The organism is Bacillus sp. CH_48 (assembly GCF_038008465.1).
Lineage (GTDB): Bacteria > Bacillota > Bacilli > Bacillales > Bacillaceae_G > Bacillus_A > Bacillus_A thuringiensis_S.
Genome location: NZ_JBBOZF010000001.1, coordinates 2,041,082 through 2,066,193, shown reverse-complemented (window position 1 = coordinate 2,066,193; position 25,112 = coordinate 2,041,082). Strand labels below are relative to the sequence as shown.

The window sequence follows — 25,112 nt, the reverse complement described above, 5'->3', positions numbered from 1 at the left end:
AACTGTATAAAGTGAAACTATAATCAGCGAGGGACATCTCTCATTGAGTATTAGCCCTCACCAATCGGGCGTTTACTGTTTTTTTAGTTTAAATTTGTCACATAGAAAGGAAGCAATATGGAGGAACTACAACAAAATAAAACTGCTTTAGAAGGAAGCGGAAAACCGTTATTAAAAAATACGAATTTCCTTTTTCTTTGGGCAGCTACTCTTTTTTCAAGCTTTGCTTTAGCCTTTTTTACTTTTTCACAAACGTGGTACATAGCAAAAACATTAAACCTTGAAGCTTCACTCGGTGTTGTTTTCGTAGCTCTTAGTGTTCCAAGGCTTATTTTTATGATTATCGGCGGCGCTGTAGCTGATAAATTCCCGAAAAAAAACATTATGTTTTACTCCAATATTATTCGAGCGATTCTTGTTGCAACCATTCTCACATGGTTTATCGTTGGTGATGTAACACTATATACATTTGCTTTATTCGCTTTATTCTTTGGACTTGCCGATGCTTTCTTCTGGTCAGCAGATGGATCTATCTTACCGGAATTGGTAGAAAAAAGCCGGTTAACACAAGCGAATTCACTTACACAAATGACGAACCAAGCATCGGTCATCTTAGGCCCTGTACTTGGCGGAATTCTTATCAAATTCACAAACTACGAGACAATATTTTCTATTACAATTTTATTACTGATTGTCGCAGCCATACTCGTTCAAAAAATACAATTTACGATGCCAGAACTAAAAGATACGGATAAAGGTATGTTCACTTCCATTAAAGAAGGAATCTTATATGTAAAGGAATCACCATTCCTTTCAACTTTCCTTATTTGTAGCGCCTTTTTAAACTTATTTTTGATCGGCCCGATGCAAGTTGGTTTCCCGCTTTTTGTTAAAAACGTGCTGCATGGTGATTCACTCCAGTTTAGTTACTTAGAAGCATCTGTAGGCGGCGGAATGGCAATCGGTGCTGTCATTGTCGGTTTAAGAAATATTAATCGTAGGCGCGGTCTTTTTTGTATTATCATGATGCTATTGTCTGGTGTATTCTTCTTAGCCATCAACTTTAGCACCGTACTTTGGCAAGCACTATTAGCCGGCATGTTTTATGGTATTACAATTGCAATGGCTATCGTTCCGCTTATGGCGATGATTCAATCGACAGTAAAAGAGGAAATGATGGGACGCGTAATGAGCTTACTTATGCTATCATCAATGGGCTTTATCCCGCTCTCTTATGCATTCACATCAATCGCACTTGCACTGGGAATTCCAATCGTAACCGTTATGAAAAGCGGTGCAATTGCTGTTATCGTCTTCGTACTATTTGTAGCGATTCGTGTTCCAGTTGTAAGAAAGTTCGACTAGCTACTTGGAGTCATGTATTATACGCATGGCTCCTTTTTAAATGGATCAAATAACGCTATCCCCTTACTTCTTCTCAGCGCTGCTCCCCATTCTAATCCAACCTCTAAAAATAAATCTCGCACTGTACTATATAAAAGTGCCTTCACATTTTTACGGATTTCCCCGTATTTATAAGCTCTCACGACACTCTTCACTCGCCAAATGAAATTTCCATACACTTCTTCATCAGCTAATATTTGCTCTAGTAAAACACCTTGCTCTAGCAATCCGCTCTTTTTATATGCAAGTTCTACCTTACTCCAAAATATATTAATCTTCTTCGGATTACTCGTCATCGGCAGAAGTGCGTATATAAAAGGCTTCGGTATATCATGACGGCAATACGTCTCATCAAGCTCGTACGTTATTTTTCTTTTCTCTTTTATTTGTGGAATGTTTTTAGAAAGAATTGTTTCCCTCTCGTTTTTTTGCTCCTTTCCGCTACAGCCAGCTGCATAATCCTCACTTTTACAAGCGGACATTTTCATACGGTCATCCATGCGGTCAATTGCAGATATAAGAAAAATATATAAATTCGCACTATACCCGCCGCGCTTATGTCTTTCTTTTGTTGCAACACGCTTTATAATTCCTAGTCCCTCTAACTTTGCAATTGAACGGCGTACTGTACGAATACTCTTTCCAACATTCTTCGCAATCGTCTCCATTAACGGACAGGCGACTCCTACTGTTTTTTGTTTCTCATTCACCGCATACTTTCCTAAAAAATGAATAATGATAGAATCAGTTTTATTCAATTGAAATCGGTAGCACTTCAAAACTTGTTTTTGATATGTATTAAACTCTTCTTTACTTCGAAATTCACTATATGGTTTCATTAAATTATATAAGCTTCCCATTTATATCACCTCATTTATAAGTAAGAGGCAGGAAGAGAATTTGGCGTGGAATTTAATATTTTTTTAATGGAGATGAAAATATGATCGTAATTAGCGCTTGTTTAGGTGGTATCGCTTGTCGATATGACGGAAATGACAATCTCGTTTCAAAAATAGAGGAGCTTCTGCAAAAAGAAGATACCGTCCTCATTTGTCCTGAAGTATTAGGGGGACTACCAACGCCTCGTCCTTCCGCTGAAATTATTGGCGGGAATGGCGACGACGTTTTGGACGGAAAAGCGAAAGTGATGACAAAAGATGGTGAAGATGTCACAGAAGCTTTCGTAAATGGCGCTTATAAAGCATTAGAACAAATTAAAAATTTACAACCAGAATATATTATTTTAAAGGAACGTAGTCCATCTTGTGGTAGTTCTACGATTTATACTGGAGAATTTAACGGTAATAAGCAAACTGGTTACGGGGTAACTACTGCTTTATTTAAAAGATACGGATTTAAAGTCATTTCAGAAGAAGAATTTGAAAGCAAAAAAAGGAATTGACCCTGTTCGTCAATTCCTTTTCTATCTGTCTTATTTCACGCCTAATTTTTCTTTCACTTTCGCTGGAAGCTCGTCTTTCTTCACTTCTTCCCAAGCTGTTACACCTTTTTTATCTGAGTTGTATACGCGTAGGAATGCTTCTTTACGAAGGTTTTTTTGTGCTGTGAATTCTAATTCTTTCTCTTTACCGTCTTTATCAAAGCCAGTCAGCTTATATTCATAATCTTTAAATTTCTGCCCATCACTAGCTTTACTATCAAATTCTTTTCCATCTACTGTAATTTGAACATAATACTCATCTTTACCCATACGGTTTAAATCACAACCAACTAACAGACTTGCAAATACAACTAAAATACTAAATAGTGCAATGTATCTTTTCATTTCCTTCACCTCATATGTTTTTCTTATATTCTTATCTTAAAGCGCAGAGCTTAAAGAAGAAATTCAAAAACATGACATGAACATTACACTTTTGTAAGATAATAATTATTTCTTCACTTTAGAAATCGTCATTCCATCACCAATTGGAACGAGTACAGATTCTAAATGCAAGTCGTTTTCTATTATTTCATTAAACTTCTTCATAACTTCTGTATAACGTTTTTGTTTCGCACACTCATCACCTACACTACCGCCAATAACGTCTTTCACGCCAATTTCGCCACTTATCACGTAATTTCCTTATACCGTTTATTACGCCTTCTATTATGCCCTCAATTATAATCTCTATTACAAGATATCTCACTATACTAATAATAGGTTTAATTACGTATCTCCCTATGAATTCAAGAATATCCTCCATCATATTTTCCTCCTTCTTTCAAAAGGAAGCTGCTACTACGCGTCCTCTTACGTTCAGTTACAACCGCTGTCCTACTGCGATATATACCAACAAGAATAATACGACAACAACATCCACAATAACGCTATTGAATTTGGAAGAAACTTCGGTAAATACTGATACTATAGTTAACATGGCTAATAAAAACACTTTCCATCTATATTCGGGTATGCTCCCAAAAACTTTATAAAATCAACGAAAACTTTACTACAACTCTTCCCGTAACTAATTTATTATCGTGGTAAACCGTCTTCCACTACATCCGTAACAGTTCCATTCGGTTCAAAGATTACACGTAATGATCCTTCTCCACCATAACCAGTATAGTCATATACTGAATAAGATTTATATTTCTCAATCACATGTGGCTGTCCAATTGCAGCTTTTACCTGATTCGCAGGCATACCTTTTTTGATTTTCAAATAGTGATTGTAACTTACTGCTGCCGAATTGTTATTTACATCTTTATACCACGGTACACGATCGTTTTTTTCTTCATATTCCTTTACAGGCTCTTCAATACGTTTCGTAGATACCCGATTCTCTTTACCTTTCTCTGTATCTTTCTCTGTATCTTTCTCTGTATCCTTTATAGCAGTACGTTCAATATTCACAACGTAACCATATGTATTTAATTCAACCATAATTTCATATGTACCATCCGTATCTTTTTCAGTATAAAATACGCGTTTTTCATTGTTATTATAATGTTTTATGTTCTCACCACCGTAGTCAATCGTATTAAGAATATCCGTATACATCATACCTTCCTCAATCTTTTTAGATTCATCATGAGAAATGTAACGCTTCTGTGATGATGGAGCGTCCTCATTTTTAATACTTTCACGTTTACTCGTAGTCATAGGTGTTTTCTTCTGTTCTTTTAGTACGTCACCTTCCGCCTTCGCTGGTTGCTTTACTCCTACTTTTGTTAATACGTCTGTATCGCTAGAACAAGCTCCCAAAATCGATACTGTAGTCAACGCCATCCCTACTATAAGTACTCTCTTAAATGACTTCACTCTAATCCCCCCGGTATTTTTTAATATTTAGTAATCAACGTATTTTAATTAATACGGAACTATTCAGTTCTATACAATTTGCTATAGCCTTCTCCCTCATGCACCTTTTTTATATAAAGTGAAACTTTAATCAGCCCTCACCAATCATCTTCGTTACAAATATTAACATTAAATATAACTAATAAATAGTATATTTCTGCTATTCATTTACATTTCTGTTGCATAATCTTGTCTTAAACGAACAATATGAAAGTCGAATTCACAATAATTATCATATATTCTATATATAATAACATTCAAATTAAATTCTAAAGTAACTTTACATGCATTTTCTGTTTTAACGCCAAAAGAAAAGACCTTTCTAACGATTTTATTCTATCGCTAAAAAGGTCTTTCCTATTTTGGCTAAAAACTTAGCACTCTTCTGGCTTACCAGCATTCGTCGCTGTACGGAAAAATGATCCAAATCTGCATGATGCGATTGCGTTTAGATAATCAATCGTGAATTATGCGTTCAATTTAAAGCAGGTTAAAAAATAATAACTCCTTATTCAATTAACATATGCATTAGTTTAACAACCTAATGCTGCTGTACCAACTGATAGTTTAGTTTTCAATATGTGAAAAGGGATTTCTAAATGATGAATTGAATATATATTTATTGTTTACTCGTTTTTGAGAGGTTCCTTTATGGGAGATAAGCTTTACTATATTCCTGTACTTCGCACAGTTCTATAATAACTAATAGTGATGCTGTGACGTGATTTTCTATTAGTGAGATAAAGTATTTTTCAATTCATTTATTATAAATTGCAACTCTCGTCCTCAAGAATTATTTCTTTTGGGTGAAAGTTTTTTTATGATATAAGTTTCATTCTGTCATAATTTAAAGGTTTCGAGAGGAGAAATAATATGAATCCTATTTTATTAGATGTTCCGTTACAAATAGAAACAGACAGACTCATTCTTCGAGCACCACTTCAAGCAGGTGAAGGGAATGTAGTACAACAAGCTATTAAAGATTCAATTCGTGAATTAAAGCCATGGTTGTCTTTATTCCAGTCCATTCCTACTGTTGAAGAAACGGAAATTCTCCTGAGAAATGCGCATATAGATTTTTTGAAAAGAGAAAGCTTTCGCTATCTTATCTACCATAAGGAGACGAATGATTTTGTTGGAACGGCTAGCCTTCATCGAATTAATTGGAAGGTTTCTAAATGCGAAATTGGATATTGGATTAACACGCAATTTAGTGGCAGTGGATATATGACAGAAACAGTAAGTGTGTTAACAAACCTTGGATTTCAGTTATTCAAATTTAGAAGGATTGAAATCCAATGTGAATCTAATAACACGAAAAGTCGTGCGATTCCTGAAAAACTAGGCTTTGAACTTGAAGGGATATTGCGTAATGAAGATTTTTCAGCTGGCGGTAAACAACTAGCTGATACATGCATCTATGCAAAGATAAAGTGAAACTTTAATTAGCCCGTACCAATCAGGATTTTACGGCAAAAGAAAAGACCTCCTTAACGATTTTATTTCATCGCTAAAAAGGTCTTTCTCTATTTCTGCTAAAAACTTAGCACTCTTCCGGCTTACCAGCATTCGTCGCTGTACGGAAAGATGATCCACATCCACATGATGCGATTGCGTTTGGATTGTCGATTGTGAATCCGCCGCCAAGCATCGATTGTTTATAATCAATTTTTACTCCTTTAACAATTGGAGCACTTTCTGTATCGATAACAAATTCAACACCGAAAAACTCAAGAACTGTGTCGTCTTCTTTTGGTTCTACTTCAAATCCTAAGCCGTAAGAAAGGCCAGTACATCCGCCGCCGTGTACAGCAAGGCGCACGTACTTCTCTCCATCTTCAGCATCTTTTAACATATCTTTAATTTGAAAAGCTGCTTGTTCTGTTACTTCAATCATGAAATACACCATCCTTTCTGTTCTCATTCTATTATACATCTTTACGCTTCTATCTTGTACTCATACACTCCGCGGCAAATTACTTCCGCAGGCCCTTTCATCAACACGTTTCCTTCTTCAGTCCACGCAATCATTAAATCGCCGCCAGCTAAATGGACTGTAATTTCCTTACCACGTTCCATCTTTCCATTTAAAATAGCAGCGACAACTGCAGCGCACGCTCCTGTTCCGCAAGCTTGCGTTACACCAGATCCACGTTCCCAAACGCGGAAATTCATCTCTGCATCATTCAAAATCTCGATGAATTCAACATTTACTCGCTCTGGGAACATTTCATGTGTCTCCAGGACTGGACCAAGTGTTGTAAGAGGTGCTTGCTCTACATCATCAACAAAAATAACCGCATGCGGATTCCCCATTGAAACAGCTGTAAATGCATAGCGATGATTATTGTATAAGAAGTTTTCACGAATAAATGGTGTTTCACCTTCACCAAGCATCGGTATTTCTGCACGTGTTAAACGCGGTGCTCCCATATCGATTTTCGCTAATGTAACTTTCCCTTCTTCTACCGTTACTTCCGCTGTTACAATACCAGCTAACGTTTCAATTGTGAAAACTGTTTCTTCTACTAGTTTATGCTCATACGCATATTTCGCTACGCATCGTAAACCGTTACCACAACTCTTTCCTTCTGAACCATCATTATTAAACATGCGCATTTTCACCGGAGCTACGTCAGATGGACAAATTAAAATCATCCCATCTGCTCCAATACCAGTATTAATATTTGAAACCTTTTCCGCCACAAGAACTAAATCTTCTTCAGGAATTTGTTCTTCAAACATATTTACATATATATAACTATTGCCAAGACCATGCATTTTTGTAAAAGAAAATTGGCTCATTTATATTCACTCCAAAAATAATTTGTTATTTTAAGTATAGAATGCATGCTTTTAGAACACAATATGAATGTCCCCCGTTTCTCATATTTGACAACGTTTGGCGATGAGCCACTCTTACACACATTGTGTAAGAAAAAAGCCCTTCTAAAAAGGGCCTTTTTTTATTTATCTATAGTATTAAACTACCCTACGAAATAACATTTTATCTAATGAAAAAGGTGCTGCTGATTGCAACACCTTAAAACATTGGATTTTCATCCAAATAATCATATACATTATTTACCAGTTCTTCTACTGTAGCACCTTGTACAACTTCACCATTTACAAGTGCAAACGGTCCTTCAAAACAAATGCCACAATATCCTAAACAACCATACTCCATTACATCTAAATTCGGATCTTTTTCTAATTTCTCTAAAGCTGCTTGTGAACCACTTGCAAGGTTACCTACACAAAATTCAATTAATGGTTTAATCAAAATTCTCCCCCCTGTACTACAAAACAAATTACCTTCTGACTTCATCTATAAGAAGAAAACTAAGCTGTCTCTTGTTGTTTTCGTTATACATCCTAAACTATTTAGTTACTTCACTATTTCACTTCAAAGTAGATGGTTTTATTTTATATAACATGCTACTTGCAATAAAATAGTAACTAAAAAGGCAAAACAATTTACTTTACTTTTCTTCTTATTGTACAACAGAGTATTCATTCATGCATTGTTATTTGTTCACAAATTCGATATAATTTGATTGAGTAAAGTCAAAATATTTTATTAATATAAAATTTTATGATTAGGGGATATTTCAACAGAAAAGGGGTAATCCATCATGAAACACCTCGTAATACTAGGTGGCGGCTACGGTGGAATGAGAATTCTACAAAGGCTACTTCCAAGCAACCAACTTCCAGATGATGTACAAGTGACATTAATCGACAAAGTACCATATCATTGCTTCAAAACTGAATATTATGCATTAGTTGCGGGTACTATTTCAGAAACACATATTCGTATACCGTTTCCCGAGCACCCACGACTCAATATTCAATACGGCACAATAACAAATATTGATCTCGAAGAAAAAGCTGTTCATCTCGATGGCGGCGAAGCGATCCAATATGATGATTTAATTATCGGTCTTGGCTGTGAGGATAAATATCATAACGTTCCTGGGGCGAAAGAATATACACATAGCCTACAATCGATTGAACAAACACGTAAGACATATGAACAATTAAATAGTCTAGAACCAAATGCAACAGTAGCTGTCGTTGGCGCTGGCTTAAGTGGTGTGGAAGTTGCCAGTGAACTTCGCGAAAGTCGTTCTGATTTAAAAATCTATTTATTTGATCGAAAAGATAGAATTTTATTCCCGTATCCAGAGAAATTAAGTAGATACGTAGAAGAATGGTTCGTAAAACATAAAGTTACTATTATAAGAAACTCTAACATTACAAAAGTGGAACCAAATATTGTGTATAACCACGATGAACCACTTGAATGTGATGCAATCGTCTGGACAGCTGGTATTCAAGCAAATGAAGTTGTTCGAAACCTTCCAGTTGAACAAGATGGTAGCGGACGGGTTGTCTTAACTAAATATCATAATATTCCAAATAACGAGCACGTGTATGTTGTAGGAGATTGCGCAGCACTTCCACACGCTCCATCTGCCCAACTTGCTGAAGGTCAAGGAGAGCAAATTGTCCAAATATTATTAAAACGTTGGAACAATGAACCACTTCCTGACGAACTACCTGTAATCAAATTAAAAGGTGTTCTCGGCTCTCTTGGTAAGAAGCATGGCTTCGGTTTACTTGCAAACCAACCATTAATGGGACGTGTACCAAGATTATTAAAATCCGGTCTACTTTGGATGTACAAATATCATAAGGGCTAATATCTTACAGGCTGTCTACTATGTAGACAGCCTCTTTGCATCAGTTTTTAAAAATTATCAGACACATCTTTCTCAATATGTATAATGATTTATTTTTCATTTTTATATTAAAAACTATTGATAAACAGTGTATGCTATTTGTAAGTTGTCTTATTATTTCCTTTAAGACCGAATTCATTCGGTCTTATTTTTTATGTGATAAATACTTTTGTAGGAGGCATTACATTCAACTTATGAACTTATCGAAACTAAACAATCGAATAGAAGCGAAAAAGAAAGAGTTAATCTATCTCGTTGAACGATACGGATTAACTCATAATAAAGTGATTTCTTTCAGCCAAGAATTAGATCGTTTACTTAACTTATTAATAAAACTCAAGATGAAGAAAAAACGTTGCTCTTTATAACCCTTATCCTCCCTTTTTTGATACGATATAAATAGAATCAGAAAGGAGCGATTTATGTTTATATTAAAAGACGTTATATATAAAGATATCCTACACATTCCTTATTTACAGATTCAAAATGAAAAAATCACTTGCATTATCGGTGAAAGTGGAAGTGGAAAAAGCACATTGCTTCGCATGTTAAACGATTTACAATCTCCAACATCCGGTACAATTGAATATAACGGAAAGTTAATTTCTGATTATCCGCCTATTCAATTACGTCGTGACGTAGTTATGCTTGGGCAAACTCCACCTATTTTTGATGGAACCGTTAAAGAAAACCTATTAACGGGACTTCGTCTTTCTGAAAAACCATTTCCAAATGATGATGCCCTGCGGAGTGCATTACAAACCGTTAGCTTAGACAAGCAATTAGAAGATAGCGCCTCCTCATTATCCGGCGGTGAAAAACAAAGACTTGCCTTTGCTCGTATTGTACTTATGGATCCGCCTGTCTATTTATTAGATGAACCCACTTCAGCACTAGACAATGATACAGAACGCCGCGTTATGAAACAATTTACTGAACTAGCACGAAAAAAGAAAAAAACAGTTATCTTCATCACACACTCGCAACAACTTCCAAAAGAAATTGCAGACGACATTATTGAAATTAGTAAAACAAACGGTGCAACTAGAAAGGAAGTGCTCTCTATTGAAGGGCGTTATTGAACTCCAAATTTGGCAACTGGCGGCTGCCTATATTTTTATCCTTATCTTAATTGGACTTGTAAAATTAAAAGGAATACCTCGTGAAAAACAAATCGCGCTCGCAACATTCCGTATGACGATTCAGCTCGTACTTGTTGCATATGTCCTTACATACGTATTTGAAAACAGTAATCCATTTTATACAATTGCTCTCATTACTTCTATTACTACCTTTGCAATTTTTAATATTTATAAACGAGTTAATATCCCAATGTCTAAAGAATTAAAACGAGTAGCCGCCCTTTCCATGGTCGCTGGATCAATTGGGCCACTTCTACTATTTATCTTTGTTATTATCGGTCATGACCCTTGGTATGCTCCGCAATATATCGTCCCTATTACGGGAATGTTAGTCGGTAATGCCATGACTGGTGTTTCTCTCGGCGCAAATACGTTCTTAAACAATATGAAATCGCAAAGAGGTCAAATTGAAGGTGCACTTATGCTCGGCGCAACACCGAAAGAAGCAGCTGCTCCGCTCATTCGAGACGCTTTTGATTCTGCTATTTTACCAACAATTAATTCTATGGTCGGAATGGGAATTATAAGCTTACCAGGCATGATGACTGGTCAAATATTATCCGGTGTATCACCATTCACAGCCATTCAATATCAAATCGCTATCATACTCGGTATTTCAGGAAGTACCGCTTTCGCTGTCATTATCTTTTTACAGCTTGGATATAAAACGTTCTTTAATAAGCGATGTCAGTTGAAAGAGGTTGACTATGATGCGAAGTGAATCGTAACTTTCGCTCAGTAAATGATGCCCTGTTCTCGGTGAGTGAAATTATATCAACGATTTTTTCAATATATCTATCATAACTTGCAATATATTAACGATTTTTCAAATATATCTATCATAACTTAGAATATATCAACGATTTTGCACGAAATATCGATTTACCGACAAAAAGTGACATAATAAAAAGAGGAGGCTATTCGCCCCCTCTTTTTATTGTCTTACGCCTTCTTAACGAACTGTGATTTTAACTTCATAGCTCCGAAACCGTCGATTTTACAATCGATATCGTGATCGCCATCAACTAGACGGATACTCTTTACTTTCGTACCGATCTTCACAACTGAAGAAGTTCCTTTTACTTTTAAATCTTTAATAACAGTAACAGCGTCGCCATCTTGAAGAACGTTTCCGTTCGCATCTTTTACAACTTTTGCACCATCATTATTTTCAGCTTCTGCGTCTTGGCCCCACTCATGAGCACATTCTGGACATACGAAAAGAACGCCATCCTCATACGTATATTCTGAATTACATTTTGGACAATTTGGTAAAGTAGCCATAAATTCATTTCCTCCGTTCATTATTTATACGTAAAAATCAAAATTGATGTTTACATCTCGATAAATAAAATTTGTATAGCATTTCTTTATAGTGCCATAGTCTCACGTTATTGACAACCCTACCTCAAATTCTCATTTTTTATCGTATTTTACAAAATTTCAATTCGTATGCCTTTTTTCCATTTGCTCTTCTACTAATTTTAAAAATCTTCGTTGTGCATTTTTATTTTTTACCAGCAATCGAACTCTCAGCTTACTTTGTAAATATGAGCGAACTTTGTAGTTCGTAATAAATAACTTTCGATACTTCTCGTCTTCATACATCATTCGAAACCACTCATACTGCTGCAAGTAAAGTATGTTAGCATCAATCTTTTTCGTGTGTAAACCCGTACTTAAACTAATAGATCCTATTAGAGCTTCTATTAATGCTGAAATCATTTCTCTCTCCCCTAATAAACAAAAGAAGAATCTTCACAAGATTCTTCTTTTCAAAATGAACGAGTTCCCTCTAGAAACCCCAATTATTTTCTTCAATATAAATTTGATATTCTTCTACTACTTCTTCACTTAACTTCTTATTATTTTCATATACCTCTTGCCACTCGAAATAATCTTCATCGAAATAAACAGCAAATTTAATTTTCACATTTTTCTTCTCTGTATAATCATAACCAGTAAACTCTACTACGTCATACTCTTTTTCTTTCTTCACAAACTTCCAAGTTGGATTATCAGTCATAATCTCTAAAGTAACCCCTTCATCACTTGAACGAACAACGTTTTTAATATTCGGCTCAGTTGGTAAAAAGGACAGCCCTAACGCAGCTAAACCAAACACAATCCCGACTATAATCTGTAAACCAATCATACCAGCTACACTAACGCCGCCCTTTGATTGTAAGAAATACGCCTTCTTATGATCAGACGCATCTTCTCCCTTACGAAAAACACGAACAGCATGCTTATAATATAAACGGTTTCCTTGCCATCCAGTAAATATCATCATTCCTAATTGAAGAGCTAAACTAAATGTTACATAAATCCCATCTGGAATATCTATAAAAGGGGGTATAACTATACTAGGTATAGCCAATAACGCAAATATAATAAATAACTTATACATTTTACGATAAGCTAACCAAAAGGTTGGGAAGAAAAAGGCTACCCAATTCCATGTATTCCCTTGCGCAGGATTTTCTACTTTACCCCACTTAAAATCATAATAAGCTGTATTTTTTTGAACAACTTTATGTAATTCTTGCTGAGAAATTGTTTCTTGTAAAACAGTGTCCTTCACGTACATCATCCTTTTCTTATTTCTATATACATTTATTGTATATGTAAAAAATAAAGGAATCTAACAAAAAGTACACATATTTCATAAAAATGAACGGAAATCGAATATATTCCGACAATTATCTGTTTCTTATTTTATTTTACTTTTAAATATATTAGAATACTTATGAATGATACGTTTAATACACTAAGTTAATCATTTTGTATATTTGATAATAAAAATGTTTCACATGAAACTATTTATATTTTGTATTACCTTGCCTCTACACAATGAGTGTAAAACCCTTTCTACTTACTACAAAATACGAAAGACGCCCTTTTCAAAAAGGCGTCTTTTTATAGTTGAAAATTTACTAATAAATAAAACGAATTATTTAATAAATGAATCCCAATTGGAACGAGTAAATTCTTCGTTTTCTTATATGTATATGCTAAACATATACCCATACCAAAAATATATAAAATACTACCTACTGTAAGGGGATGGCCTAAAGTAAATATACAAGCACTTATAACGGCACTAGTAAGTGTAGAAAAAGCGCTGGGATAATTTCGTGAAAAACATCCCCCGAAATAAAATTTCTTCCCAAATCGGTGCAAAAACGGTGAGTACAACTACGTATAAAATGATTTCACTTTTAGTAGGCTCTATTACTATATTAGATTCGTCCACCCCAAGCCCATGTGGTAGAACTAAATTTAATATTGCAAGATATATAAGCATTACAATCGCTGTCATTACTATCGTTACATAGTATTTAAAATTATTGAATTGTAATGATTTTATTAAATGTAAGCAGCAATTTCTTGCCGGTGCATACATTACGATAATCATACAAAACGTGAAAGGTGGAATAAGATAATCTACATACCATGGGTATAAGGAAGAATCATATAAAAGGTTCAAAAAACCAATTCCATGCATGACCCCAAAAATAATTAATAGAATGCTAATTACTTGGCGCATACTCATTTGTTCATTCTTTTCTTCATATGTAGCTAATTCTATATTCATCCTATCCCCTCCAGTATAATCAAACTTTTTAAACCATTATATACCAAATCCAACATAAAAAAAGACAATACACCCCACTGTATTGTCCATTTTCGTCCCTACCATTTCTCTCTACACGCCTCAATTAAATGCAGTAAGTACCTCTTCGTCATATCTGCCCTTCTCCACCTTGAGAGCATTCGCTTTTCTTTTGGATTGTGCCGTATTCGCTCTACTTCTTTTAATAAAAGCTCCCATTCTTCCGCTGAACTTTCTAACAAGTATTGCAATCCTCTATCTTTTGAAACGATTGTTTTATAATCTAGTGTATATAAAATACGTCCCATCGTAACGACAGCTGATTCTACCCAATCTTCTATAAAAAATAAATATGGCTTCTTCGCCTTTTCACTCCAGTACTGTTCTACGTTATATTTCATCGTATTTACTACATCATTCCATTGTATTTGCAACGGAAGATCTTCTGCTTCTTTTCCGGTAACTGTAATGCCTTGATTTTTCAACGTCCACCATGTGACCGCATTAATGTCCCAATGACCAACATTAGCTTTACCATCTGCACAATACACATACTCGTTTATTTCATCATTGTATTTCCCTAAATCAACAAGCGGAATATACATACCGTCCATTCTTTTACCTAGCGTATTATCACTAAGTTTCTTATGTAGTTCCACAAGCTGCTGTTTTTCAGCTTCATTCACGGAATCACTTATCACTGTAACAAAATCAACATCGCTCGTTTCCTTATGAAATGCACCTAGTGCGATGGATCCGTAAATATATACCCCGACTATTTTTTCATCCAAAAAAATTTCTTTTAATTCTACTGTGTACCGCTCCATTAACTGTTGTACTTCCGTTGGTAACGCATGCTTCACTCCATTTTTCACATCTATCCCTCCAATAAAAAAAGCCTTTGCAAATTCGCAAAGACTTCTTGTTTTATAAATATTTCTCGATTTCTTCGTAAACATCCTTCAAACGAGGATTTCCTTCTCCAACAATTTCTCCATTTATAAGAACGACCGGATAAAATAAATCTTCTTCCACTACGCGCTCAGCGAATGCTTTCTTATCTTCATCTTCTTGTTCTTCTTGAAAATCAATATACTCGAAATTAAATTTATTTTCTTGTCCTTCATATTTACGACCAATTGCCGCTTGTAACCATTCAAACGTTTCTGTTGAAGATGGCATTCCGACGCAGCTCGCACAAATTACTTTCGTCCCATACACTTGCACATTAACCATTTCTTCTCCCCCACTTCTTGTTCCAACAGTATATTCAGATGTCTTATTACATAAGCACATCATTTTACAAACTTATTCCATACCCCTATACTGAAAAAACATGATACAATATTTCGACAATAAAACAAGAAGAGAAAAAATAGATTTTCCCCTCTATCTTGATTATAATAAAACTGATGAAAGGAGTCGATAAAAATGGAAAACCCACATATGCAAGAACAAGTATTAGAAGTATTAGATAAATTACGTCCATTCTTACTTCGCGATGGCGGAGACGTTGAATTAGTAGACATTGAAGAAGGTATCGTAAAACTACGCCTTATGGGTGCATGCGGAAGCTGCCCAAGTTCTACAATCACACTAAAAGCTGGTATCGAGCGCGCGTTACTTGAAGAAGTACCAGGCGTTATCGAAGTAGAACAAGTATTTTAATCTAAAAGCGGAAGCGGCTCGTTCAGAACAGGAGGTCATTGGAGCTCCTGACGAAGAGGCGCTTTTTGCCTCACAGGAAGGCGCGAAATGGCCGACTGTTCTAGCCGCTGGAGCTGGATAATTAAAAGCAGAAGCGGCTCGTTCAGAATCGCCTTCTAAAAGGAGACCAAATTTGGTCTCCTTTTTTATTCAAATCACATTTATCCGTTAACATCATAAAACAAAATTGGAAATCCTTCTCAAAAAATGCGATAATTAATACTATATAGTGAATCGTTCACACATATACAGTAAGAAAACATAGGGGGATGACACATGCCAAAAATGGGGAACACTTTTTTAACAATTCAAGAACTAGAAAAGAAAAAAGAGTATTTATTAGGCCTTTCATCCGTTATACCAACATGGAATACAAGCTATCAATTTTTATTTAAAGAAATCCAGCAAGAATTATTGGGTAAAGTAAATGAAAAACTCGAAAAACATCAATTCGTTTTAAATATATGTACAGATCAACAGGTAGGGGCATAATGTATTACATAAAATTGTGGTATAAAAAAGAGACCTCCAGCGGTCTCTTTTTTATACGTTTAAGATAGCCAATCTAATTTTCTAATCCCAAGCTTATCTACTGGTAAACGAAGTGAGCCATAAAAATGCTTCATAAATTGCTCTGAGCGGTTCACATCGTGTAAAATGGCTTCTAAGCGATCTCTATATATGCTTTTTTGTTCTTCGTTTCCAGTTTGGTAATATCGTTCGACCGTTTCAAAATAGTGCAGCGGGAACAAGAGCCTTGCAAATAATAAGCGCCAGCCAAATGAGGATAGCGAATAATTACGTTCATAATCTGTAACAAATTGAATTATTGTTTGCTCCCAGTCTTTCTTTTTTTCTATCATCATATAGCGAATTAATTCTGCCATATCTCGAGTTGGGTGATCATAAACCCAATCAAAAGGAAGTTTGAGCCGCTTCGTTTGATGCCATAATAAAGGTGTGAATCGTTCTTGGCAAATTGTTGCTGCATCCGTTAGTTGCGGCGTATCATCCATTTCTGTATCGACAACATATTGAATTGCATTTTCTGCAACTCCTAAGTAATACGGGAAGGATTCAATAAACAATTGATCGAATACATCTGAAGGGTGGTTCATCACTTGTGATTGCCAAAACTTTTCTAATTGGTCGAGCCTTTTTTCCCATAACGCTTTCCATTCACCAATACGGCTTAATTGCTCAATTTCTTCTGGAAAGAATGCACCTCGTTTATGGAATATAGAAAGCTCACTTCCTAATGACATAGCATGTCGTTCTAACGTGCGCATACCTTTTAATAAGCAGTAATTTTGTTCTTCTATCTCACTTACATAGTAGCCGTGTATAGTCGGAACGAAAGTCGCTACAGTTATATCCCCTTGCTGGTTCATATAATCACTGAGCTTTTTCATCTCTACAAGTACTTCTTCCTCCATTTCTCCAATTGGAACAAGTACATAAATTTTGTTGCGAATCCAAAAGCTTTTATAGGGGCCAAGGGGGATTAATTCTTTAACATGCATGTGATAATGCTCATAAATATGCTGAATCATCGCAGTCGCCACCTATGGTTTTTCTTTATATATATGAGCTTGTGCTCGCCTTTCATTCCTATGCACATGATAAAGCAACGAAACGTATACAAATACTAAAAAGAAAAAAAGGTGATAAACATGAAAGAATCAAATCAACTACAAGAAAGAGCATTACAACTATTACAAGAACGCGGTGTAACAATTGACGATATTGCTGAACTTGTTCATTTTCTTCAAAAAAAATATCATCCAAATTTAGAGATGTCAGAATGCCGTTATAATGTAGAACGTGTACTATCAAAACGTGAAGTACAAAACGCACTGATTACAGGTATCGAACTCGATGTTCTTGCTGAAAAAGGAATGCTAAGTGAGCCGTTACAAGATATCGTAAAACGTGATGAAGGCTTATACGGAATTGATGAAGTTATCGCACTTTCTATCGTGAATGTATACGGATCTATCGGTTTCACGAACTTTGGATATATCGATAAATTAAAACCTGGTATTTTAGAATACTTAAATGATAAATCAACTGGAAAAGTGCACACGTTCCTTGACGATATCGTTGGCGGAATTGCTGCCGCTGCCTCAAGCCGTTTAGCGCACCGAGCTGATCACTCGGAATAATAATGTTTTCTAGACCGTCAGTTTCATGCTGACGGTCTTTCGTATTCCATAAGCATAAATTCTCTTCCACGACTCAAAAAAATAGACCCTTGCTTAAATCCGATATTTTTATATAACGTAATCGCTCTTGTATTAAATGTTGCTACACTTAATCGAAACATCTTCGAATTAAATTCCTTAGCAGCAAACGCTATTCCAGCTTGAAAAAACATTTCTCCCATTCCCTTCCCTGTTAAATCTGGCTTCATGCCAAGTCCGATATCAATCACATCTTCTCCACCATATAAATTAGCATCTCTTCCACCTGGTACTTGTGCATTTTCTCCAAAACAAAAATAGCCGATGAACTCTTCTTGATCGTTACAACAGCCATAATAAGTTCCATCTAATAATTCTTTTATTACTTCTTTCTCGCCTGAAAAACTATATAAATTATATGGTTCCTCGTACGCCCACGTATTTATCTCATTTGCTTCTTCCTCTGTTAACTTATGTATATCCACTTTCTCTTTCCCCCTATTATATTTCTATTAACAATATTCGATATTCATCTTATAATTCATCTTTCTCAATATATTTTTTTAATTTCTCGCTTCATTTTATGGAAGATTTTCCTTATTATGTTACGATTAAACAGAATCATTACAAATAAGGTGGTGACAATTTGAATTACTTTTCTTATCTCTCCTCAGAAGAACGGCAAAATTTTTTCTATAAAGAACCTCTTAGTTTTTCAAAAAATATAGGAAAAGAACAACTAGCTTACGCACTAGGCGCTACACTATATACTCCTGGCACGAAAGAAACGATTGCGGAAGATATAATTAGAAAGAAACATGTGGATGCTACCTCAATTATTCTTTGTCTAGAGGACGCTATCAGCGATGAAGAAGTAAAACTTGCAGAGCAAAACATCGTCGTTCAAATACAGCAAATAGCCAACTTAGTCAGTGCCAACATACTAAATCAAGCAGACATCCCACTTCTTTTTATTAGAGTTCGACAGCCAAGTCAAATGAAGACAATTGTTACTGAATTAGGTAGTGCTGTTCATTGTTTATGTGGTTTTGTCTTTCCAAAATTCACACCGATTAACGGAAAGACTTATATCGATCAGCTTGCATGTATAAACGAGTTATACTCATTATCGCTATATGGCATGCCGATTTTAGAATCACCAGAAATTATGTATAAGGAAACACGGGCAGAATCATTATTACAAATAAAAGATTTACTAGATTCTTATCACGATTACATCTTAAATGTACGTATTGGTGCTACTGATTTTTCAAGTATATTTAGTATTCGGCGCAATAAATACACACCTATCTATCATATTACTGTTGTCCGTGATTGTATTTCAGACATTATTAACGTTTTCTCAAGGGCAACAAATGAATATATTATTTCAGGATGTGTATGGGAATATTTTTCTAATGATCATGAAGAAGGGCTCATTCAAGAGGTATCACTTGACCATGCAAATGGCTTAATCGGAAAGACAGTTATTCACCCATCTCATATTAAAGTTGTACAGGCAATGCACATTGTCACAATGGAAGATTATTTAGATGCGAGGTCAATTTTACAAAATGCAGATACGTATAATGGAGTGCTAAAAAGCAGTTTTTCTAACAAAATGAATGAAGTAAAGCCGCATTATGGCTGGGCTCGCAAAACCATTTTAAAATCTAATATTTATGGGGTGCTACATGAAAACAAACAATTCACCGATCTCCTTATTACAAACGCAAAGCAACACGTATAACGTTTTAAATAATATACAAGTTCATGTAGAAGTACGTGATAATCCATATAACTTAGCGCTAGACAATCTTTTTCAAATGGCTGCTAGAATAAATAAGAAACGTAGTTTTTTATTTGTGAGTACAATCCTTGGAAAGCATCTTCCTATTAAACCTGCAGTCTCTCTATCAAGTGGATTTGCTCTCGCTACAAGATATATGGAAATGCTACATAATACTTCTCATCCATTTCAAAAAGAAATTTTAAATCTCATTTCATTAGAAATTCATGAAATCCCAGAGGAAGTATTTCGTTATCAATATCCTCTGCAAGAAGAAGTTTTGTTCATCGGATTCGCTGAGACAGCGACAGCACTTGGTCATTCTATGTTTCAATGCTTTCAAAATGCAAAGTATGTACATACAACTAGGGAATCGATACCCCACCTAGAATCTGTCATTACATTTGAGGAAGAACATTCTCATGCAACATCGCACCGTTGTTATGTGGATGAAAGCTTTTTTCAAAACAGCAATCCTATTGTTCTCGTAGATGATGAGATGACAACAGGAAAAACAGCATTAAATATTATTAGATCGATTCAAAATAAATTCCCACGAGAAGAATATATTATTGCTTCTTTATTAGACTGGCGTTCTCATACTAATAGAAGACAATTTAAACAATTAGAAGACGAACTTCAAATTAAGATTCATGTTATTTCTTTATTAGAAGGCAGTATTCATACAACTGGCCAACCATTGAATATTGCCAAAACAGATATTCAAATTGAAGAAACAAAACCTAATTTCAAAAAACATACCCTTACCTGCCCAAAATTACCCTATACATCAAATTATATAAAATATACTGGGCGATTTGGCATTTCAGCATATGAACAACAGCACATTCATTCTTTCGCTCAAGAAGCAGGAAAAACTTTAAAAAGAGAAAGAATTGGAAAACGAACACTCTGCCTCGGAACGGGTGAATTTATGTATATCCCAATGAAAATTGCTGCTGAAATGGGTGAAAATATTTTATATCAATCTACAACAAGAAGCCCTATCCATCCTGTTTCAAATGATGTGAACTACGCCATTCATAATCATTTCTCATATCCAAGTCCTGAAGATTCTACTATTACAAATTACTTTTATAATATTTCACCTCATGATTACGATGAAGTATTTGTTTTTATTGAACGTGATTTAGGAGAAGAAGCCCTATCTCCTCTTCTACAGCAGTTACAAACAGTTATTCCTTTTATTCATATCGTCTCATTTTCAAATAGCATAGAAAAGGAAGGTTGATAATTATGGTAAAAGTAAATTCTCACATTAGTAGTTATGATCCAAATGATGCTATTTTTCTATTAAAAGATATTAGTGATTTAATGAAAGAAAGTTCCACAGAAACTAGAGAACAAGCAATTCAAGCTGGCACACATTATTCTGAAATGTTACCAATGGAATATAAACCATCTAAAGCGTATATGGATTTATTCTTTTCTTCTCTGCAACAATACAAACACAAACTAGCCATCGCTGTTGGAGTTGTCGCCGAACAAATTATACAGACTAAAGGAACTAACCTTGTCCTCGTTTCATTAGCTCGTGCTGGTACACCTATTGGTATTCTTATAAAACGCTACATACGCTATCAATACAACCTTGATGTACCTCACTATTGTATTTCTATTGTTCGCGGACGCGGTATTGATGAAAATGCACTCCATTATATTTTGGAACATCACCCTAAAGAAACAATTCAATTCATTGATGGATGGACTGGGAAAGGTGCAATAAAAAAAGAATTAGAATATGCAGTACACACATTTAACGAACGAAATAATACACACATTTCTCATTGTATGGCTGTGCTTGCTGATCCCGGTTACTGTACTTCAATTTACGGTACACGTGAAGATTTTCTTATTCCTAGCGCTTGCTTAAATGCAACCGTCTCTGGACTCATTAGCCGCACTGTACTAAATGATACCTATATTGGTCCAAATGATTTTCATGGTGTTAAATATTATAAAGAGCTAGAACAAGAAGACTTATCAAATTTCTTCATTGATGAGGTGACAGATTTATTCCCTTCTGTTCATTCTCATATAGATAATCAATTACGTTATATTACTTCAACTTACACTGATCCCTCTTGGCAAGGATTAAAAGATATACAGTCTATCCAAAGTCACTTTGAAATTGACGATATTAACTTAATCAAACCAGGAGTCGGTGAAACAACTCGCGTATTACTCCGGAGAATACCGTGGAAAATTTTAATATGTAAGCAAAACAATCCCGATTTAAAGCATATTTTACTTCTCGCTAAAGAAAAGAATGTCCCTATTGAAATCTATGAGAATATGACTTATTCATGTTGCGGGCTCATTAAGCCTCTTAGGAGGGAAACGTTATGATTTTCGCCAGTGATCTTGATCAAACGCTTATTTATTCCCGGAAATCGTTTCGTGCCCCTATAGAAGATGAATCAATTCAACTCATTGAAACTTTAGATGGGAAAGAAATTTCTTTCATATCACATAAAACCATTTCACTACTAAAAAAATTACAACTGCACTCACATTTCATCCCAGTTACAACAAGAACTATTGAGCAGTTTCAGCGTATTACTTTATTCCAAAACGAAATCATTCCCGAATACGCCATTACAAGTAACGGCGGTAATATCCTTCATAACGGTAAACAAGATGGTACTTGGAACAGGACAGTAAAAGAAAGACTATCGGTTGAATGTATAGAGAGAAACGACATACTAAAGGAGTTTGGACAAATTGCTCATAAAGATTGGGTTATATCACAAAAAACAGCCGATGATCTATTCCATTATTGCATCATTAAACGGGAGAACATTCCTTATGATGAATTATCATCCTTCACTTCCTGGTTAGACAAACAAGGCTGGAATCATTCACTTCAAGGTAGGAAGCTATACTTTGTACCAAAACCAATTAACAAATGGGATGCCGTGCAATATATAAAAGAAATTTTGCAAATAGATACGATTATTACAGCTGGGGATTCTTTACTTGATTTATGCATGCTTGAAAAGGCGGACCATGCCTTCGCACCACTTCATGGTGAGTTAGGAGCAATGCATGATAACTTACAATCCTATATTTTAAAAACAGACGCAATCGGCATATATGCCGCAGAAGAAATCGTAAATAAATCACTTCAAATTATTCACAGTTCATTACCTACCTCATGATTAAAATATGCACAATTGCATACGCACCACAATTAAACAAATGGTACAATTTATTTGAATCGCTGTTGCTACACTTCTTGATTAAAGAAAAGGCGCTAACACGGAAATTAGCGTCTTATCAACCTCAAGCAATTGGCACATTTTGTCATCTTAAAAGACACTCTTTCGAGTGTCTTTTTTTCTATATCCCACAAGGACTTACTCATTTCAAAGTATAAATACATAAAATAATGTAAATCATTACAAGCATGAATCACTTTCTAAAAGTTATAAAGTAGATTCAAAATAAAAAAGCACTCTTAACTAGAGTGCTTTTTACTTTCAAACAAGGAGGCTACATATATGGATAGCACTCTCGTATTTAACTTCGGCATTGGTCTTGTCATTATTTTATTTGTCTTCTTTGTACTTTGTATGAGCGGGGTATAAAAAGGCGATTTTTGAGCGTCTTTTTATACATATGTATTACTTGACTTCCATAAAAGGAGTAACCATAATGGTTACATATATACAAATAACTATTCACATATCCACAAAATAGGAGGAAGAACAATGAAACATGTAATCGTTTATGCACACCCAAATCCAGAAAGCTTCAACCATGCAATTTTAGAAACGGTAAAAAGTGAATTAGAAGAAAAAGGTCATGAAGTACGCGTTCGCGATCTATACGAATTAAACTTCAATCCAGTATTAAGCGCTTCCGATTTCATCTCATTTTCTCAAGGAAACACACCAGAAGATATTAAAGAAGAGCAAGAGCATATCTCTTGGGCTGATAGCATTACATTCATTTATCCAGTTTGGTGGGCGGGACTTCCTGCTATTTTAAAAGGATACGTTGACCGTGTATTTAGCCATGGATTCGCTTATGCTTACGGTGAAAACGGCATTGAAAAGTTATTAAGCGGTAAAAAAGGATTGTTATTATCTACAATGGGTAATACGAAAGAGGCATACACAGCAGGCGGGATGTTTGACGCAATGAAGAAAACAGCAGATGTTGGTATTTTTGAATTTACAGGCATTGAAACAATTGAGCACACATTCTATACGAGTGTTCCTTCTGTGGATGATGGTGTGCGTAAACAATATCTTGAAGAAGTTAAAGATGTTGTGAATCGTGCGTTTTAATAAAAAAAACAGGTAACCTCTTCGGTTACCTGTTTTTCATTACATCTTCTCAATCCACTCCGTCAAGTTATGCACAACTTGCGTTGGTTGTACTTCATATTCTGTTAACTTCTCCACAGTTGTGACTCCAGTGTGGACAAGAAGCGTATGCATGCCAGCATTTATTCCTGCTAAAATGTCTGTATCATAGTTATCCCCAACCATTAATGCTTCATTTTTTTCTATGCCAAGAACTTTTAAAGCTTGTTCCATAATGATTGATTCTGGTTTTCCGATAAAGATTGGATCCACACCTGTTGATACTGCTACAACTGATGTTAATGAGCCGTTACCTGGTAACAATCCGCGCTCAGTCGGAATGGCAATGTCTCCATTTGTAGAAATAAACGTCGCGCCGTTACGCACAGCAAGACACGCTTTTGCTAATTTTTCATATGTGATGTCACGATCTAAACCAACAACAACGAAATCAGGATTTTCATCCACAAGTTCAAATCCTTTTTCCACAAGTGCATCGTGTAAGCCTTCTTCACCAATCATATATACAGTTGCATCTTGTTTACGTTCATAAATGAAGTTCGCAGTCGCCATACTCGTTGTGAATACTTGCTCCGCTTTCGCTGGAATATCGAAACGAACAAGCTTTTCTGCCACTTGTTCTGGTTTGCGAGTTGAGTTATTCGTAACGAATAAATATGGAATGCCGCGCTCTCCTAATGCTTTGACGAAGTCGCTTGCTTCTTCAATTTGTTCTTCCCCGCGATACATCGTACCGTCTAAGTCAATTAAGTAACCTTTATACATCGATTATGTCTCTCCTTTTATGCTAACGTTCTCACCTTATCATACCACTCTTATATTACCCGCTTTTCCAAAAGAAAAAAACGCTTTACCTTAAAGCGC

At 35.3% G+C, this 25,112-nt stretch carries 30 protein-coding genes and 2 pseudogenes; 15 read left to right on the top strand and 17 right to left on the bottom strand.

The genetic code is table 11. From position 1 onward, the window contains the following. Nucleotides 1-117: 117 nt before the first annotated feature. Nucleotides 118-1,365: an MFS transporter gene (locus N2V92_RS10210; RefSeq protein WP_000391930.1), complete on the top strand. Its 1,248-nt coding sequence runs from the start codon at nt 118-120 to the stop codon at nt 1,363-1,365. Nucleotides 1,366-1,382: 17 nt separating this feature from the next. Here N2V92_RS10210 and N2V92_RS10205 read toward each other — a convergent pair whose 3' ends face one another. Continuing rightward, nucleotides 1,383-2,264, bottom strand: a complete 882-nt coding sequence (locus N2V92_RS10205) for a helix-turn-helix domain-containing protein (protein ID WP_000535257.1) — start codon at nt 2,262-2,264, stop codon at nt 1,383-1,385. Nucleotides 2,265-2,344: 80 nt separating this feature from the next. Here N2V92_RS10205 and N2V92_RS10200 point away from each other — a divergent pair, with 80 nt between their 5' ends. After that, nucleotides 2,345-2,806: a DUF523 domain-containing protein gene (locus N2V92_RS10200; RefSeq protein ID WP_000635493.1), complete on the top strand. Its 462-nt coding sequence runs from the start codon at nt 2,345-2,347 to the stop codon at nt 2,804-2,806. 30 nt (nt 2,807-2,836) lie between these two features. Here N2V92_RS10200 and N2V92_RS10195 read toward each other — a convergent pair whose 3' ends face one another. The 4 genes and pseudogenes from N2V92_RS10195 to N2V92_RS10175 form a co-directional block, all read right to left on the bottom strand. Then, entirely contained in the window at nt 2,837-3,190 is a 354-nt protein-coding gene (locus N2V92_RS10195; RefSeq protein WP_000833144.1) for a YxeA family protein, read from the bottom strand. Between the two features lie 105 nt (nt 3,191-3,295). Further along, on the bottom strand, nt 3,296-3,481 hold the full coding sequence (locus N2V92_RS10190) for a methyltransferase (protein ID WP_002083726.1): 186 nt from the start codon (nt 3,479-3,481) through the stop codon (nt 3,296-3,298). A 402-nt stretch (nt 3,482-3,883) separates the two neighbouring features. Further along, nucleotides 3,884-4,672: a hypothetical protein gene (locus N2V92_RS10180; RefSeq protein WP_000834610.1), complete on the bottom strand. Its 789-nt coding sequence runs from the start codon at nt 4,670-4,672 to the stop codon at nt 3,884-3,886. 413 nt (nt 4,673-5,085) lie between these two features. After that, nucleotides 5,086-5,178: pseudogene (locus tag N2V92_RS10175) on the bottom strand (iron-sulfur cluster assembly accessory protein); the annotation flags it as partial. 406 nt (nt 5,179-5,584) lie between these two features. Here N2V92_RS10175 and N2V92_RS10170 point away from each other — a divergent pair. After that, nucleotides 5,585-6,148 carry a GNAT family N-acetyltransferase gene (locus tag N2V92_RS10170; protein ID WP_042596363.1) on the top strand — a complete coding sequence of 188 codons (564 nt, stop codon included), beginning with the start codon at nt 5,585-5,587 and terminating at the stop codon, nt 6,146-6,148. Nucleotides 6,149-6,254: 106 nt separating this feature from the next. On the opposite strand, the gene N2V92_RS10165 is transcribed toward N2V92_RS10170, so the two are convergent. From N2V92_RS10165 to N2V92_RS10155, 3 genes are all read right to left on the bottom strand, one after another. Then, on the bottom strand, nt 6,255-6,608 hold the full coding sequence (locus tag N2V92_RS10165) for a HesB/IscA family protein (RefSeq protein WP_000573830.1): 354 nt from the start codon (nt 6,606-6,608) through the stop codon (nt 6,255-6,257). A gap of 41 nt (nt 6,609-6,649) precedes the next feature. Beyond that, nucleotides 6,650-7,516 carry a diaminopimelate epimerase gene (gene dapF / locus N2V92_RS10160; protein WP_000077409.1) on the bottom strand — a complete coding sequence of 289 codons (867 nt, stop codon included), beginning with the start codon at nt 7,514-7,516 and terminating at the stop codon, nt 6,650-6,652. A 238-nt stretch (nt 7,517-7,754) separates the two neighbouring features. Further along, nucleotides 7,755-7,994 carry a YuzB family protein gene (locus tag N2V92_RS10155; protein ID WP_000595025.1) on the bottom strand — a complete coding sequence of 80 codons (240 nt, stop codon included), beginning with the start codon at nt 7,992-7,994 and terminating at the stop codon, nt 7,755-7,757. Nucleotides 7,995-8,346: 352 nt separating this feature from the next. Here N2V92_RS10155 and N2V92_RS10150 point away from each other — a divergent pair, with 352 nt between their 5' ends. The 4 genes from N2V92_RS10150 (at nt 8,347) to N2V92_RS10135 (ending at nt 11,319) form a co-directional block, all read left to right on the top strand. Further along, nucleotides 8,347-9,417, top strand: coding sequence for an NAD(P)/FAD-dependent oxidoreductase (locus tag N2V92_RS10150; protein WP_000682067.1), 1,071 nt, complete (start codon nt 8,347-8,349; stop codon nt 9,415-9,417). A gap of 233 nt (nt 9,418-9,650) precedes the next feature. Then, nucleotides 9,651-9,824 (top strand): aspartyl-phosphate phosphatase Spo0E family protein, encoded by a 174-nt coding sequence (locus N2V92_RS10145; RefSeq protein WP_001054092.1) that lies wholly within the window; start codon nt 9,651-9,653, stop codon nt 9,822-9,824. A gap of 54 nt (nt 9,825-9,878) precedes the next feature. Further along, a complete protein-coding gene (locus N2V92_RS10140) occupies nt 9,879-10,538 on the top strand; it encodes an ABC transporter ATP-binding protein (RefSeq protein ID WP_000470267.1) in 660 nt (219 codons plus the stop codon). Beyond that, nucleotides 10,522-11,319 carry an ABC transporter permease gene (locus N2V92_RS10135; protein ID WP_000679259.1) on the top strand — a complete coding sequence of 266 codons (798 nt, stop codon included), beginning with the start codon at nt 10,522-10,524 and terminating at the stop codon, nt 11,317-11,319. Before N2V92_RS10140 ends, N2V92_RS10135 begins: the two co-directional genes overlap by 17 nt. A 221-nt stretch (nt 11,320-11,540) precedes the next feature. On the opposite strand, the gene phnA is transcribed toward N2V92_RS10135, so the two are convergent. From phnA to N2V92_RS10105, 6 genes and pseudogenes are all read right to left on the bottom strand, one after another. Beyond that, nucleotides 11,541-11,882: an alkylphosphonate utilization operon protein PhnA gene (gene phnA, locus N2V92_RS10130; RefSeq protein ID WP_000212735.1), complete on the bottom strand. Its 342-nt coding sequence runs from the start codon at nt 11,880-11,882 to the stop codon at nt 11,541-11,543. A gap of 159 nt (nt 11,883-12,041) precedes the next feature. After that, entirely contained in the window at nt 12,042-12,323 is a 282-nt protein-coding gene (locus N2V92_RS10125; protein ID WP_000622255.1) for a hypothetical protein, read from the bottom strand. Between the two features lie 70 nt (nt 12,324-12,393). Further along, nucleotides 12,394-13,191 carry a DUF2628 domain-containing protein gene (locus N2V92_RS10120; protein WP_127057683.1) on the bottom strand — a complete coding sequence of 266 codons (798 nt, stop codon included), beginning with the start codon at nt 13,189-13,191 and terminating at the stop codon, nt 12,394-12,396. 326 nt (nt 13,192-13,517) lie between these two features. After that, nucleotides 13,518-13,755 (bottom strand): annotated as a pseudogene (locus N2V92_RS30015) (lysostaphin resistance A-like protein); the annotation flags it as partial. Nucleotides 13,756-14,294: 539 nt separating this feature from the next. Further along, on the bottom strand, nt 14,295-15,089 hold the full coding sequence (locus N2V92_RS10110) for a nucleotidyltransferase domain-containing protein (protein ID WP_016078131.1): 795 nt from the start codon (nt 15,087-15,089) through the stop codon (nt 14,295-14,297). Between the two features lie 52 nt (nt 15,090-15,141). Further along, entirely contained in the window at nt 15,142-15,450 is a 309-nt protein-coding gene (locus N2V92_RS10105; protein ID WP_000248589.1) for a YuzD family protein, read from the bottom strand. A 195-nt stretch (nt 15,451-15,645) separates the two neighbouring features. Here N2V92_RS10105 and N2V92_RS10100 point away from each other — a divergent pair, with 195 nt between their 5' ends. Then, nucleotides 15,646-15,882, top strand: coding sequence for a NifU family protein (locus tag N2V92_RS10100; RefSeq protein WP_000431159.1), 237 nt, complete (start codon nt 15,646-15,648; stop codon nt 15,880-15,882). Between the two features lie 315 nt (nt 15,883-16,197). Then, a complete protein-coding gene (locus tag N2V92_RS10095; RefSeq protein ID WP_001125497.1) occupies nt 16,198-16,413 on the top strand; it encodes a hypothetical protein in 216 nt (71 codons plus the stop codon). A 59-nt stretch (nt 16,414-16,472) separates the two neighbouring features. On the opposite strand, the gene yutH is transcribed toward N2V92_RS10095, so the two are convergent. After that, a complete protein-coding gene (gene yutH, locus N2V92_RS10090; RefSeq protein WP_000614219.1) occupies nt 16,473-17,474 on the bottom strand; it encodes a spore coat putative kinase YutH in 1,002 nt (333 codons plus the stop codon). Nucleotides 17,475-17,594: 120 nt separating this feature from the next. On the opposite strand from yutH, the gene N2V92_RS10085 reads away from it, so the two are divergent. Then, entirely contained in the window at nt 17,595-18,086 is a 492-nt protein-coding gene (locus N2V92_RS10085) for a phosphatidylglycerophosphatase A family protein (protein ID WP_000665102.1), read from the top strand. Nucleotides 18,087-18,109: 23 nt separating this feature from the next. Here the strand turns inward: N2V92_RS10085 and N2V92_RS10080 are convergent, their stop codons facing one another. Beyond that, on the bottom strand, nt 18,110-18,589 hold the full coding sequence (locus tag N2V92_RS10080) for a GNAT family N-acetyltransferase (protein ID WP_000351142.1): 480 nt from the start codon (nt 18,587-18,589) through the stop codon (nt 18,110-18,112). 161 nt (nt 18,590-18,750) lie between these two features. On the opposite strand from N2V92_RS10080, the gene N2V92_RS10075 reads away from it, so the two are divergent. The 5 genes from N2V92_RS10075 (at nt 18,751) to N2V92_RS10055 (ending at nt 24,209) form a co-directional block, all read left to right on the top strand. Next, nucleotides 18,751-19,854 carry an HpcH/HpaI aldolase/citrate lyase family protein gene (locus tag N2V92_RS10075; RefSeq protein ID WP_001106085.1) on the top strand — a complete coding sequence of 368 codons (1,104 nt, stop codon included), beginning with the start codon at nt 18,751-18,753 and terminating at the stop codon, nt 19,852-19,854. After that, on the top strand, nt 19,799-21,145 hold the full coding sequence (locus tag N2V92_RS10070) for a phosphoribosyltransferase family protein (RefSeq protein ID WP_016078132.1): 1,347 nt from the start codon (nt 19,799-19,801) through the stop codon (nt 21,143-21,145). The genes N2V92_RS10075 and N2V92_RS10070 overlap by 56 nt, the downstream gene beginning before the upstream one ends. A 5-nt stretch (nt 21,146-21,150) precedes the next feature. Further along, nucleotides 21,151-22,263, top strand: a complete 1,113-nt coding sequence (locus tag N2V92_RS10065) for a cysteine protease StiP family protein (protein ID WP_000241494.1) — start codon at nt 21,151-21,153, stop codon at nt 22,261-22,263. Further along, nucleotides 22,260-23,075: an HAD family hydrolase gene (locus N2V92_RS10060; RefSeq protein WP_016078133.1), complete on the top strand. Its 816-nt coding sequence runs from the start codon at nt 22,260-22,262 to the stop codon at nt 23,073-23,075. The genes N2V92_RS10065 and N2V92_RS10060 overlap by 4 nt, the downstream gene beginning before the upstream one ends. Nucleotides 23,076-23,627: 552 nt before the next feature. After that, nucleotides 23,628-24,209, top strand: a complete 582-nt coding sequence (locus tag N2V92_RS10055; RefSeq protein WP_016078134.1) for an NAD(P)H-dependent oxidoreductase — start codon at nt 23,628-23,630, stop codon at nt 24,207-24,209. 39 nt (nt 24,210-24,248) lie between these two features. Here the strand turns inward: N2V92_RS10055 and N2V92_RS10050 are convergent, their stop codons facing one another. Then, nucleotides 24,249-25,013: a TIGR01457 family HAD-type hydrolase gene (locus tag N2V92_RS10050; protein ID WP_000276467.1), complete on the bottom strand. Its 765-nt coding sequence runs from the start codon at nt 25,011-25,013 to the stop codon at nt 24,249-24,251. Nucleotides 25,014-25,112: the final 99 nt, after the last annotated feature.